Annotated in this window: 11 protein-coding genes; 8 read left to right on the top strand and 3 right to left on the bottom strand. The window is 42.8% G+C overall.

Annotation, left to right across the window (positions count from 1 at the left end; all coding sequences use genetic code 11):
* Positions 1 to 42: 42 nt before the first annotated feature.
* Positions 43 to 894 (top strand): class C sortase, encoded by an 852-nt coding sequence (locus tag PHA78_RS07045; protein WP_272157889.1) that lies wholly within the window; start codon positions 43 to 45, stop codon positions 892 to 894.
* 89 nt (positions 895 to 983) lie between these two features.
* On the opposite strand, the gene PHA78_RS07040 is transcribed toward PHA78_RS07045, so the two are convergent.
* Positions 984 to 1,811: an exodeoxyribonuclease III gene (locus PHA78_RS07040; protein WP_105129055.1), complete on the bottom strand. Its 828-nt coding sequence runs from the start codon at positions 1,809 to 1,811 to the stop codon at positions 984 to 986.
* A gap of 157 nt (positions 1,812 to 1,968) precedes the next feature.
* On the opposite strand from PHA78_RS07040, the gene PHA78_RS07035 reads away from it, so the two are divergent.
* The 3 genes from PHA78_RS07035 (at position 1,969) to PHA78_RS07025 (ending at position 6,171) form a co-directional block, all read left to right on the top strand.
* Complete coding sequence (locus PHA78_RS07035; protein ID WP_272157888.1) at positions 1,969 to 3,630, top strand: hypothetical protein; 1,662 nt, start codon at positions 1,969 to 1,971, stop codon at positions 3,628 to 3,630.
* A 159-nt stretch (positions 3,631 to 3,789) separates the two neighbouring features.
* Positions 3,790 to 5,178, top strand: coding sequence for an amino acid permease (locus PHA78_RS07030; protein ID WP_272157887.1), 1,389 nt, complete (start codon positions 3,790 to 3,792; stop codon positions 5,176 to 5,178).
* A gap of 111 nt (positions 5,179 to 5,289) precedes the next feature.
* Positions 5,290 to 6,171 (top strand): DUF975 family protein, encoded by an 882-nt coding sequence (locus PHA78_RS07025; RefSeq protein ID WP_272157886.1) that lies wholly within the window; start codon positions 5,290 to 5,292, stop codon positions 6,169 to 6,171.
* A 111-nt stretch (positions 6,172 to 6,282) separates the two neighbouring features.
* On the opposite strand, the gene PHA78_RS07020 is transcribed toward PHA78_RS07025, so the two are convergent.
* On the bottom strand, positions 6,283 to 7,164 hold the full coding sequence (locus PHA78_RS07020; protein ID WP_105128375.1) for a CPBP family intramembrane glutamic endopeptidase: 882 nt from the start codon (positions 7,162 to 7,164) through the stop codon (positions 6,283 to 6,285).
* A 113-nt stretch (positions 7,165 to 7,277) separates the two neighbouring features.
* Here PHA78_RS07020 and PHA78_RS07015 point away from each other — a divergent pair, with 113 nt between their 5' ends.
* The 3 genes from PHA78_RS07015 to metG all read left to right on the top strand — a co-directional run bounded on the left by PHA78_RS07015 (position 7,278) and on the right by metG (position 10,929).
* Positions 7,278 to 7,889: a DUF3885 domain-containing protein gene (locus PHA78_RS07015; protein WP_272157885.1), complete on the top strand. Its 612-nt coding sequence runs from the start codon at positions 7,278 to 7,280 to the stop codon at positions 7,887 to 7,889.
* A gap of 81 nt (positions 7,890 to 7,970) precedes the next feature.
* Positions 7,971 to 8,720 (top strand): hypothetical protein, encoded by a 750-nt coding sequence (locus tag PHA78_RS07010; RefSeq protein WP_024377234.1) that lies wholly within the window; start codon positions 7,971 to 7,973, stop codon positions 8,718 to 8,720.
* A gap of 205 nt (positions 8,721 to 8,925) precedes the next feature.
* Positions 8,926 to 10,929 carry a methionine--tRNA ligase gene (metG, locus tag PHA78_RS07005; protein WP_272157884.1) on the top strand — a complete coding sequence of 668 codons (2,004 nt, stop codon included), beginning with the start codon at positions 8,926 to 8,928 and terminating at the stop codon, positions 10,927 to 10,929.
* 29 nt (positions 10,930 to 10,958) lie between these two features.
* Here the strand turns inward: metG and PHA78_RS07000 are convergent, their stop codons facing one another.
* Complete coding sequence (locus tag PHA78_RS07000) at positions 10,959 to 11,525, bottom strand: GNAT family N-acetyltransferase (RefSeq protein ID WP_272157883.1); 567 nt, start codon at positions 11,523 to 11,525, stop codon at positions 10,959 to 10,961.
* A 60-nt stretch (positions 11,526 to 11,585) separates the two neighbouring features.
* Here PHA78_RS07000 and PHA78_RS06995 point away from each other — a divergent pair, with 60 nt between their 5' ends.
* A complete protein-coding gene (locus tag PHA78_RS06995) occupies positions 11,586 to 12,527 on the top strand; it encodes a competence protein CoiA (RefSeq protein WP_024419202.1) in 942 nt (313 codons plus the stop codon).
* The last annotated feature ends 161 nt before the right edge of the window (positions 12,528 to 12,688 follow it).

Below are 12,688 nucleotides of genomic sequence, written 5' to 3'. Positions count from 1 at the left end.
ATTGAATGTTGAGCATCCAAAGAGCAACTGAGTGAGACGGTCATGAGGTTGAAAATTGTTGGCTATCTATTGATGATAGTGGGATTATTGTTGCCCTTATTATTGTTCAGCAATATGACAGTTCATGAGGTGCGGGATTTTTTTGCTTACCAGAGTTATAAAAAGTCGGAGTCAGGCTTTTCAAAGAAAGAGGAAGAGGTCATTGAACACTATCAAGAAGCGGTGCGGAGTGGTCAACTGGCAACAGTTGATCCCTTTGCTGAGACTAGGAAAGATGAGCAGTCCGTATCCGATTTTGGAGATAGGATTATCGGCTATTTGAGCATTCCTAGTCTTGAAATTCGCCAGCCTATTCGGGTGGGAGCCAGTGATTCCCATCTTGATCAGGGGGTAGCGGTGGTGTCAGGAACGGACTTGCCTTTCGGAGGTCTGGATCGTCGTAGTGTGCTGGCTGGTCACAGAAGTTGGTATAGTGATTTGCGCTTTTTCCGATTAAATGAAATGCGTGAGGGCGATGATATTTTTGTTGAAATTGGTGAAAAAGTAGTCACCTATCGGGTCAAAAATACAGAAATCATCAAGGCAACTGATTGGCAAAAATTGCTTCCGATTGAAAAACAAGATGTCCTGACCCTGTTGACCTGTGATCCACTGGTTCCCCCCTTTGATTATCGTCTTTTGGTCAATGCCTATCGCCATCATGATAGTAGCGAGCAGGCAGTATCAGCTTCAGAAGAAAAAAGACAGTCTAGTCAAGCAGTGCTGGAATCCTATCGCAAGAAAGGTGTAAGTTTCATCGCCTATCTGACCCTTTTTGGCTGGTTCTTGTTTGTCTATCTTGCCTACAAGTTGGGCAAGCTTGTGAGAGTATGTCGAGTTACTAAAGTACGATAGGTAGAGTGTAACAGGAATAAAAGGAAAAAGACTTAGATAACCGTTTCTGATGGCTGTTCTAAGTCTTTTTGTTTGGAGAACTGTATTATTTATAGCTCAATTTCCATAACAATCGGTGTATGGTCTTGGCGGGCACCAGAATCAATCATGTCTGACTTGGTTACCTTATCAGCGATGCGGTCGCTGACAAGCCAGTAATCAATTCTCCAGCCTGTGTTGTTGATTTTACTGGTGCGGCTACGTTGTGCCCACCAGGTATAGGCGTTGAGAACATCACCGTGCAAGTGGCGGAAGGTATCTGTAAAACCTTTTGCTAGAAGATTTGTAAAACCTTGACGTTCTTCATCTGTAAATCCTGGAGATTGACGGTTACTTGCGGGATTAGCAAGGTCGATTTCCTTGTGAGCAACGTTGTAGTCACCTGTGGCTAGGACTGGTTTTTGGCTGTCAAGCTGTGATAGGTATTCGGCATACTGAACGTCCCAAATTTGGCGGTCGGCCAATCGCTTCAAGCCATCGCCAGCGTTTGGCGTATAAACCTGGGTAACATAGAAATCGTCAAACTCAAGCGTGATGATGCGTCCCTCAGAATCCATGGTTGTTGGAGCACCAATCTCAGGGAAGGTAATGGTTGGAGTTAGATGGTTTTTGTAGAGGAAGAGTGTACCAGCATAGCCTTTGCGAGCTGGTTCTACAGATGAACGCCAGGTATTGGCATATCCAGGGAAGTAGCTTTCCAAAATTTCTAGATGCTTTTTAGTCGGTCCCTTATCTGACAATTTTGTTTCCTGAATGGCGATAATATCAGCGTCTTCTGTCACAAGTGTATCGATGACTGCGCGTGATAATAGGGCGCGAGGAGACTCTGCAGTCAATGCAGCGTTAAGAGAATCAATGTTCCAAGAAATGAGTTTCATAATTTTCCTTTTCTAGTCTGTTACTGTTTTACATTATACCAAAAATCAAACTTGCAGGCGAACAAGGGACCTTGAAAAAATTTTTTCATTTTTTGTGTTACAGTACTAAAAGTATGGTACAATAGTAGCAAATAAATCTTTGGTTTCGGAGGTTGTTATGAAAAGAAAATTGATTGGCTTTGCTTGGCTGGCTCTCATTCTAGAAATGCTAGTCTACTACTGGTACCAGTTGCCTGCTTTAAATATTTTGAGTGTGGACTTCTGGATATTTTTCCTTCAATCTGTCGGATTGGTTTGGCTCATACTTTCCATGTTCAGCTCCAAAGGTGCTTTTCAAAAGGTGACTAAGATTTCCGGTCGCCAGAGACAAGTAGATACCTATCAGATTAAAACCTCGCAACTATCAGCTTACTTAAAATGGTTGGGACGAATTTGGGTATTGGTTGTCCTGGGTTTGCTGGGGCTGGGGCTTATCAACTCACATGTATTTCGTGCTAAGGATTACGCTGCTGTCATAAGCGTCAAGGATGCGGATTTTAAAGCAGATTTTCCTGAAACAGACATATCCAAATTGGCCCTCCTAGATCGTGCCTCAGCCGAAAAAATCGGTGATACTTATCTAGGTACCATTGACAAGGTCTCCCAGTTTGGCATTTCGGATGATTATCGCCAGATTACTATCGGTCAGCAACCGTTCCGTGTATCGCCTTTGGAATATAAGAATTTTTGGAAATGGCTGAGCAACCATCAAGATGGGATTGGTTACTACGTGAAGGTTAATCAGACAACAGGGAAGGCAGAACTTGCCAAGTTGAGCAAAGCCATGCACTACTCCGATTCCGAGTATTTGCTCAATGATACCATGCGTCATCTCCGTCTGCAATACCCAACAACCATTTTTGGAAAACCGTCCTTTGAAGTGGATGACGAGGGCAATCCTTACTATATTGCAACGATTTACGAGCCAAAATTTGGACTTTCATCAAATGATCCGATTGGTGCTATTGTATTGGATGCAGTAACAGGCGAAAGTAAGAAGTATGGTCTGGAAGATATTCCAGAGTGGGTAGACCGTGTTTATTCGGCAAACAATGTTATCAGCCGTGTAGATGACCACTATACTTATCAAAATGGTTTCTGGAATACTATTTTCAGTCAAACTGGTGTGAAAAATACAACAGACAGCTATAATTATATTTCTATCGGCTCAGATATTTATCTCTACACAGGTATCACCTCAGCAACTGCTGATTCATCCAACCTTGGATTCATTCTTGTCAATATGAGAACTCGTGAAATTACCAACTACAAATTGGCTTCGGCGACTGAAACAGCAGCGCAAGAGTCCGCAGAAGGTGAAGTGCAGGAAAAAGGCTATAAAGCCACTGCTCCAAGCCTGGTTAAGTTGGCAGATACAGCCTACTATTTAGTATCCTTGAAAGATGATGCCGGCTTGGTCAAATCCTATGCATTGGTCGATGCGGAAGATTACCAGCAAGTGACAGTCAACAATGACGTGGCGTCCCTTATTTCTCAAGTCACAGGAACGGATGCTTCTAGCCTTTCAGGATTGACGGTGACTGAAAATGGAGAAGTTGGTGAACAGACTGAGGTTATCAGTGGAAAAGTAGAAGCTTTAGCGAGTCAAATAATTGGCGGTGCGACAATCTACTATATTGAGTCTGAGGGCAAGATTTATAAAGTCAAAGCAACGGAAGATAGTACAGATCGATTACCATTTATCAAAGTAGGAGATCACTTTAGCGGTCAGTTAGATAAGAAAAATTATCTTAAAAACTTTAAGGTTAATCCAGAATAATAAGAAGAAAGAGTGAGGTAGAAAAGCCTTGCTCTTTTGCTTGTCGTCACCCATGCGAGATATTTCAACTTATGGTATAATGGGGCGTTGTGGTTCTTTGACAGGAATCCGTAGATTGTTCTGTCGAGTATCCATATTCTTATTCTGAAGGAGTATTTTGTGAGTTTATTTAGAAAAAAACAAGCAGTGGCTCGCCATAGTCAAATGCGTCGGCATTTAGGCTTAGTTGATTTGATATTTTTAGGTATCGGTTCGATGGTTGGAACAGGTATCTTTACGGTAACTGGTTTGGCAGCAGCCCAGTATGCAGGGCCAGCTCTGATCATCTCAATTGTTATTGCAGCAATTTCAGTTGGACTAACAGCCTTGTTTTACGCAGAATTTGCCTCGCGTATACCGACTAACGGTGGTGCCTATGGTTATCTCTATTCGGTTTTTGGTGAATTTCCTGCCTGGATTGCTGGCTGGCTGACAATCATGGAATTCTTGACTGCTGTATCGAGTGTTGCATCTGGTTGGGGAGCTTATTTGAAAGGACTCCTGGCTAATTTTGGTATCGCTATGCCGACAGCTCTGAATGGAACTTTTAACCCCGCTGCAGGTACCTATGTAGACCTCTTACCAGTTCTCGTCTTGATTTTTGTGGTAGGAGTGGTCTTGCTTAATTCTAAGGCAGCTCTTCGTTTCAATTCAGCCTTGGTAGTTTTGAAATTTTCAGCGTTGGCTTTATTTATTTTAGTAGGGTTATTCTTTATCAAACCAGAAAACTGGTCGAACTTCTCTCCTTTTGGTTTTGGTGCCATTTATGGTGGACAGGCAGGAATTATGGCGGGAGCGTCTCTCATGTTCTTTGCCTTCCTGGGATTTGAGTCTATTTCATTAGCAATTGATGAGGTGAAAAAACCTGAGAAGAATGTACCAAAGGGAATCGTGTTGTCTTTATCCATTGTAACAATTCTTTATATTGTAGTGACATTAGTATTGACTGGTATGGTTCACTATACTAAGTTGAATGTGGCAGATGCGGTAGCCTTTGCACTTCGAGAAGTTGGATTGGATTGGGCAGCGAGTTATATTTCTATTGTAGCAATCCTAACATTGATTACAGTATGTATTTCCATGACCTACGCCTTGTCGAGAATGGTCTATTCCATCAGTCGTGATGGTTTGCTACCGAAATCATTGAGCCGATTGACACAAACAAGCAAGGTTCCTAAAAATGCGACCATTCTTGTGGGGATTTTTGCAGCCATTTGTGCAGGTATTTTCCCACTAGCAAGTATTGCTTCCTTCCTCAATATCTGTACCTTAGCTTATTTGATTATGCTGGCGTTGGGTATTATTCGTCTGCGTCAGGTTGAGGGCTTGCCAAAAGCAGGACAATTTAAAACGCCATTTGTACCGGTTTTGCCAATCCTTTCCATCATTATCTGTCTGTCCTTTATGTTTCAATACAGCTTTGATACTTGGCTAGCCTTTGGAGTGGCACTCATCGTAGGAAGTTTGATTTATCTATTCTATGGCTATCGTCATTCGGAAGCAAAATAATAGATTTCCCTTCTTTATTTGAAGGGATTTTTTGTACAATTTTATATATTTGTGGTGCATTTTTAAATAAAGTAGTATAATATATGTAACAAAAGAGAAAGGAATTTTCTTATGACTAATAGTGATATTCGTGCAAGGGCTACTCTTATTCGGGAGAATACAGAGGGAATGTTAGCCTTATTTATGGCTCCCGTCTTGATTTCATTTCTGTCAGGCATGCTTAACTATGGCTTGAAACAAATCTGGGGACGAACGGGTATCGTCTTTTGGGGAAGTACCATTGTAAAAGATGGGGTAACATGGAGTCACAATTATATATCGCTTGACCCGTCAATCATATTTGATTTTATTGCACAATGTTTGATTGTGACGGCGTGTTTTCAACTCATAAGAGTCGTAAGAAAGCAGCGAGACAAGGTCAGCTTTTCAGAGTGTTTTAGTCTACTGGATGGGAAGAATTTTTTACCTATTCTGGTCACGACCTTTTTGAAAATGCTCGTTATTTATATAGCTGGTTTCCCAGCTGTCATTGGGATGGCTTTACTTAGTATTTCATTTTTCAGTACAGTTTTCATTGTTGGGGCTCCGGTTGGCTATCAGCCTGATTTTTCTGGTTTTTTTGGCTCTTCCTATTTTCAAATAGGTGTAATATTGGTATTGATTGGCGTGATTTGTAGCCTATTCATAGATTATGGTCTCTGTCAGGTTCATTTTCTGCTCTACGATCATCTGGAAAATCACACCTATTCTTCCCCATTCAAATTGTTCAAGCAAAGCTGGCAATTGATGAAGGGTAACAAGTGGCGTCGTTTTATGCTTGACTTGTCATTTATTGGTTGGTTTATTGGTATTTTATTGACCTTTGGCTTGTTGGCCATCTATGTTTCTCCATATTATTGGACCTGTCAAGCCTTGTTTTATGAGGATTTGATTGCCAAAAATCCTTTGTTACTTTCGAGGGTAGATTCCGTTTGGTCTTCGGAACTAGGATAAGCATAGATTTTATACAGCTACATTGAAATAAAAATACAGACAGTTTCTGCTGGATTTAGTAATCAGCAAGATTTTGTCTGTATTTTTTATCATCACTGCGATACATTATTACTAAAGTTCAAGTTCGGTTGATGGTGATGTGAAATAGAGTTCATATACCAACCAAGTGATCATACCAGCTTGGATAAGGAGGCTAATGATCGAGCCCTCTACACCGAAAGCCCCACCGGATAACCAGTCTGGACCAGAGGTTTCTACTGCGATAAAGGCCTGGCCAGCCTGTGTCCCACTCACTGGAAAGGCAAAGACATTTCCTTGGAAACAATTCCAGGCAGCATGTAGACCACCTATTACCCAAAGATTACCGGTTTTTAACATGACTAAGCAGGCTAAAATGGCAAAGAGCGTTAGGTCGAGAAGGGGAATGAGGGAAATCCCGTCGTTACCAAGATGGAGAAAGGAAAAAAAGAGGGAGGAAATAAGGATACCGACAGGGATATTATACTTGGCAGCTAGGGATGAAAACATCCAGCCTCTAGTCAATAATTCCTCTGTTGTGCCTTGAATGGACCAAGCAAGTACGAGGATAAGAAATTCTCCTACTAAATTCGCTGAGAATTGAAAACTAGTCACTTGAATAGCCCCAAATCCCCACATAAGCAAGACACAGGTGGTTAACATAGCAGCACCTATCCCCCAACCAAGTAAGAAGTCTTTCAAAGCTCCTTTTTTTCGTATTCCAAGCCCAAGCCACGGACTTTTTTCTACAAATCTTGCCCAGAGTATGATGGCAAGACTGATAAAGGAAAAGGCCAATAATTCAAGACTGAGTGTCACAAAGGCATTATCTATGAAAATGAAAAATAAGGGCATAAAGGCAAAGTAGCCGACTGTTTCAGCTACTGCCATCAAGACCAGTGCTGTGATAGGCGATAGGATAAAATTGAGATTAAAGCGTGATTTGGCTTTCTCTGAAATGAATGCTGTTTTCATATTTTTCTCCTAGTTTGTGTTTAGTACCAGTCTATCATATTTTCCTATGGAAAGCTAGACATTCTCCTAATCAGTATGGTAAAATGATACAAAAGTATAGAAGGAGATACATCATGCATTTACAGGATTGGCTATCAGATTTTCAATTTGGAGAACACCAATTGGTAGGTCCATTTTTTTATGCGACCCCTCTGGCGCTCCGATTTGAGATTGGTCCTGCGGCTGAGGCTGAGCAGCTACCTAGAAAAGTGTATCTGGATAGGGCTTATGCGCGTGCGGTAGAGCTTTTGGAGCGGGCTAGCTCAGCATATGACTATGTGGTTCTTTCGCTGCTTCGACAGGAAGATAGGGATATAGACACCTACCTCTGGCATTTTACATCGAAATTTAACTTTGACAAGTGTCCTGAGCCTGAGCTGATAGAAGTGGAGGACTGGACGGGAGAAGTGCTGGTCTATGAACGCTATCTTTTTCCGGTCGCTGACCAGGATTTGAAAGCTCTCTTGTGGGAGATTATCCGAGCCGACCAAGGTGGCTTTAACTACCTTTCTGCTTCTCTTATCTTTCTATCTAGTAAGGAAAAGGTTCTGTATCATTGCTATGACGATAGGGGAGTGGATATCGCGGTGGTAGATGATGACAAGCGTCGCCAGCTTTTTACAGATTGCCATGACCTGCTTTTTGACTATGATATGGAGGAGATGGTGAGGAGGGTGAGGAGGTAGGAAGAAAATGTATATCTGATGACCGTCTTCTATAGTAATCAGGATATTATGGCACGCTACTAATTTTTAGGGAGCAAATCAATGCCTTACCGTAAATTAACATCAAAAGTTCGGTCTTTTATCAAAGGGCAGACGGACCGTTTGCTGAATCAGATGAATAGCAATGCGGCCTATTTGGCGACAGTTCAGACCTATGAAGCAGCCAAGGCTAGGGCCAACCAAGCCTATCTGGCAATGGAACTGGAAGATGACCCAGAGAAAAAGGTACGACTGGCAAAATTGGTTGAAACCTATACTGCCCAAGCCCAGTCTATATTGGATGAGTGGGAAGAAGAGAACAAACAGGCAGAGAAAGCGGCAAGAGATTTCAAGTTAATCTTGTGGCTGACCGTACTGTTCACCCTTAGCTTTGTTTTTCCAGTCAATGTCATTCTAGTCATTCTTTTTGCCGTCTGGTTTTATCGAAATTACCTTCGTTCTAGTAAATCCGACCGAGTGACTAAGACCGCCGCTAATAGCCAGTCTTTGACAGAAGAGGAAAGGTATGAAGAATGGCTGACAGAAAAGATTGTCACTCTTAACAAGGACAAGCGGGAGTGGACCGAGGGAATAATCGCAAAATATGACAGCTTAGATGACATAGCAGCAGGTATTGGTAATATTGACGAGATAGATAAAGAAGCTGGTAAGAAAATTCTCCATCGTTATCAAGCAATCTTAGCTGATATTGAAAAATTACCAGATTCTGACCAGAAAACCTATTATTTAGATTTTCATCGAGAAATGATAGCTGATTTGGAAAATGTATTTGAACAGCTCCATATTGTATAAGAACACCGGAAACATAAAAACTGTTTCCGGTTTTTCGCTATTCGTCAATTGACAAGAACAGAACTATAATTTTATAGAGAAGATAGACATTAGCTTTCTACTCGGCTTGTATTTAGAACCGCTTTGTGATTTAGCTGAAAATATGATAAAATAGGATGTTGTCAATAACAGGGTTTCATTTGCTCTGAATTTGAAAGGAAAAAACATGACAAAAACACCGTTTTATATCACCACACCAATTTATTATCCGTCTGGCAAGCTCCACATCGGGTCGGCCTACACAACTATTGCCTGCGATGTCTTGGCTCGCTACAAGCGTCTCATGGGTCACGAGGTCTTCTATCTGACAGGGCTTGATGAGCACGGGCAAAAGATTGAGGAGAAGGCTAAAGAAGCAGGTCTGACACCTCAGGCCTACGTTGACGGCATGGCGGTTGGCGTCAAGGAACTTTGGAATTTACTAGACATCTCGTATGACAAGTTCATCCGCACGACCGATGATTACCACGAGGAAGTAGTGGCGTCTGTTTTTGAAAAATTGCTGGCGCAGGACGACATTTACTTGGGAGAGTATTCTGGATGGTACTCCGTATCAGACGAGGAATTTTTCACCGAGAGCCAATTAGAAGAGGTCTTCCGAGATGAAAATGGTAAGGTAACAGGTGGTATCGCTCCGAGTGGTCACGAGGTTGCCTGGGTTTCAGAAGAATCCTACTTCCTTCGCCTCAGCAAGTATCAAGATAAATTGGTTGAGTTCTTCAATGCTCACCCAGACTTTATCCAGCCGGACGGTCGTCTCAATGAAATCATGAAAAACTTCATCGAGCCAGGCTTGGAAGATTTGGCAGTATCTCGGACATCATTTACTTGGGGCGTGCCTGTACCGTCCAATCCTAAACACGTTGTCTATGTTTGGATTGATGCCCTACTCAACTATGCGACGGCCTTGGGTTATGGTCAGGAAGAAACAGCCAACTACGACAAGTTCTGGAATGGAACAGTTTACCACATGGTTGGTAAGGACATTCTTCGTTTTCACTCTATTTATTGGCCAATCATGCTCATGATGTTGGATATGAAGTTGCCAGACCGCTTGGTTGCTCATGGCTGGTTTGTCATGAAAGATGGCAAGATGTCCAAGTCTAAGGGTAATGTGGTCTATCCAGAAATGCTGGTCGAGCGTTTCGGCCTGGATCCGCTTCGTTACTACCTCATGCGTAGTCTCCCAGTCGGCTCTGACGGAACCTTCACACCAGAAGACTACGTTGGTCGTATCAACTATGAACTGGCCAACGACCTTGGAAACTTGCTCAACCGTACAGTTGCTATGATTAACAAGTATTTCGGCGGTCAGGTACCAAACTTTGTTGCCAATGTGACTGATTTTGATGCGGATTTGGCGGCAGTAGTAGCTGACAACTTGGCAAGCTACCACAAGTATATGGAAGCTGTTGACTATCCACGCGCTCTAGAAGCTGTTTGGAATATCATCTCTCGTACCAACAAGTACATCGATGAAACAGCTCCGTGGGTCTTGGCAAAAGAAGAAGCTGACCGTGACAAGTTGGCAGCGGTTATGGCTCACTTGACAGCAGGTCTTCGTGTGGTGGCGCACCTCATTCAACCATTTATGATGACGACGTCTAATGCCATTATGGAACAGCTTGGTTTGGGAACAGCATTTGACCTTGAAAACCTTGACTTTGCAGGTCTTCCAGCTGGTTTGACAGTGGTCGCAAAAGGTACACCTATCTTCCCACGTCTGGATATGGAAGAGGAAATCGCCTATATCCAAGCTCAAATGGGTGGCAGCTCTGCTATTTCCCAAGAGGAAGAAAAAGAATGGGACCCAGCTGACGTGGAGCTGAAAAACGAGAAAGCCGCGATAAAGTTCGAGGACTTCAACAAGGTGGAAATCCGCGTGGCCGAAGTCAAGGAAGTCGCCAAGGTGGAGGGCTCTGACAAGTTGCTCAAGTTCCGCTTGGACGCAGGTGACGGTCAGGACCGCCAAATCCTGTCTGGTATCGCCAAGTACTATCCAAATGAGCAGGAGTTGGTCGGCAAGAAAGTCCAAATCGTTGCTAACCTTAAGCCACGTAAGATGATGGGCTTGCTCAGCCAGGGCATGATTCTCTCAGCCGAACACGACGGCAACTTGACACTCTTAACAGTAGACCCATCTGTGCCAAACGGCAGTCAGATTGGGTAAAATTGCTTAGAAAAGACACAAAAACCAGCCTAATCAGCTGGTTTTTTGAGTGCTTTCCATTCCTCTTCTAGAATGGACATAATGAGTGTATCGGCGTAGCCATCTGCTGTCTTTTGGCTGTCCCGTTTGATACCTTCCAAACGAAAGCCAGCTTTTTCATAGGCACGTTTGGCGCGTGGATTGAAGGAAAAAACTTCCAGTTCCAAGCGATGTAAGCCAACCTGCTCAAAAGCAAAGTCTCTGGTCTTCTCAACTGCCCAAGAGCCCAATCCTTGTCCCAGATAACCCTCGTCAAAGATAACGATACGGAAGTTAGCAGAGCTGTTTTCCCTATCCAGTTCATTGATAACCGATTCGCCGATGAAGGTCCCGTCAGGTGCCATCAGCATAAAATCAAACCGGTCAGGGTCAGTGACAATCCGGTTGTAGTAGCTGATAACCTCCTCTTTCTTATAAGTTCCTGAACTCCCCGTCAGGCGATCAATTTCAGCGGAAGTCTTGGTAAAACAGTCCTCATAATACTTCTCCGCAAAGCCCGCTTGAAAGGACTGCAAGACAAAGCCGTCCTTTTCCCATTTGGCAATTTTTTTGGTCATTTTTACTCTCCTTTCCAACATTTTACCACAAGTTGCGAACTAATAAAGAAAGGAGGTTCTATGTTAGTTGCACTTGATGAAGATGGGCAAGTTTTTAATGTCTTGGAAAATCCTGCGCCGCAAGGTCGCTATTCCTGTCCAGGTTGTGGAGGACCTGTCCGATACAAATCTGGAAAAGTTCTGCGTTCGCACTTTGCCCATGTAACCCTGCGGGACTGCCACTATTTTTCCGAGAATGAGTCAGCCCAGCACCTGTCACTTAAGTCTTGTCTGTACAGTTGGTTAATCAAAGCCGAACAAGTTGACCTTGAAAAATGCCTGCCACAGATTGGTCAGATAGCGGATTTATTGGTCAATGATCATTTGGTTGTGGAAGTCCAATGTTCCAGTCTGCCCATTTCACGCTTGCAGGCGAGAACAAAAGCCTATCATGAAGCTGGTTTTCAGGTTCTCTGGCTGTTGGGAAAAGGCCTATGGATAAAAGAAAGATTAAGTAAATTACATAAGCAATTTCTCTCTTTTAGTATGAACATGGGTTTCTACATTTGGGAGTTGGATGACGAGAAGAAGGAATTGCGTCTTCGTTACCTTATTCACGAAGACTTACGAGGTAAGGTCCACTGTCTGACAAAGGTTTTTCCATTTGGCGAGGGAAATTTATTGGAAATCTTGCGTCTGCCTTTTGCCAAGCAAGCTTTATCGCATCTTACTTGCCCGTTAGATAGGGATTTGCCTCGCTACATTGCTCAACAGCTTTATTACAAATCCCCCAATTGGTTAGCCCTGCAGGCAGAGTCTTATAGCCGAGGGGAGAATTTGCTGACAAAGACGGCAGAAGAATGGTATCCCCACATCCGTCTACCCCGCTCTGCCATTGGCTTTGCCCAAATCAAGCAAGACCTGACACCGATTTACCAAGCATTTGATCTGTTTTACGACAAAGCAAAAGATAAGAGAAAACAAATCTTGTATCCACCTATCATTTATAGAAAACCAATGTAAATAGAGATAGCTGATGGAGGTATATATATTACTTTTGAAAATATGCTCAATATTTTATGTTAGTCATGCTACTGTTGGTGAAGGTTGTAGACTTTGTTAGCCTAGTGGCGACTTGCGATGGCGAATGGCAAAAATTGTTTTCCAGTTGAATAGTAACCAAT

This window comes from Streptococcus sp. HN38, from assembly GCF_028335765.1.
Classification (GTDB): domain Bacteria; phylum Bacillota; class Bacilli; order Lactobacillales; family Streptococcaceae; genus Streptococcus; species Streptococcus suis_P.
This window is presented reverse-complemented; position numbering and strand designations above follow the sequence as displayed.

Excerpts from the sequence above, each read along its gene's own strand:
- PHA78_RS07045 (WP_272157889.1), top strand. The coding sequence starts at position 43 with ATGAGGTTGAAAATTGTTGGCTATCTATTGATGATAGTGGGATTATTG.
- PHA78_RS07010 (WP_024377234.1), top strand. The coding sequence starts at position 7,971 with ATGCCTTACCGTAAATTAACATCAAAAGTTCGGTCTTTTATCAAAGGG.
- PHA78_RS07015 (WP_272157885.1), top strand. The coding sequence starts at position 7,278 with ATGCATTTACAGGATTGGCTATCAGATTTTCAATTTGGAGAACACCAA.
- PHA78_RS07040 (WP_105129055.1), bottom strand. The coding sequence starts at position 1,811 with ATGAAACTCATTTCTTGGAACATTGATTCTCTTAACGCTGCATTGACT.
- PHA78_RS07035 (WP_272157888.1), top strand. The coding sequence starts at position 1,969 with ATGAAAAGAAAATTGATTGGCTTTGCTTGGCTGGCTCTCATTCTAGAA.
- PHA78_RS07000 (WP_272157883.1), bottom strand. The coding sequence starts at position 11,525 with ATGACCAAAAAAATTGCCAAATGGGAAAAGGACGGCTTTGTCTTGCAG.
- PHA78_RS06995 (WP_024419202.1), top strand. The coding sequence starts at position 11,586 with ATGTTAGTTGCACTTGATGAAGATGGGCAAGTTTTTAATGTCTTGGAA.
- PHA78_RS07025 (WP_272157886.1), top strand. The coding sequence starts at position 5,290 with ATGACTAATAGTGATATTCGTGCAAGGGCTACTCTTATTCGGGAGAAT.
- metG (WP_272157884.1), top strand. The coding sequence starts at position 8,926 with ATGACAAAAACACCGTTTTATATCACCACACCAATTTATTATCCGTCT.
- PHA78_RS07020 (WP_105128375.1), bottom strand. The coding sequence starts at position 7,164 with ATGAAAACAGCATTCATTTCAGAGAAAGCCAAATCACGCTTTAATCTC.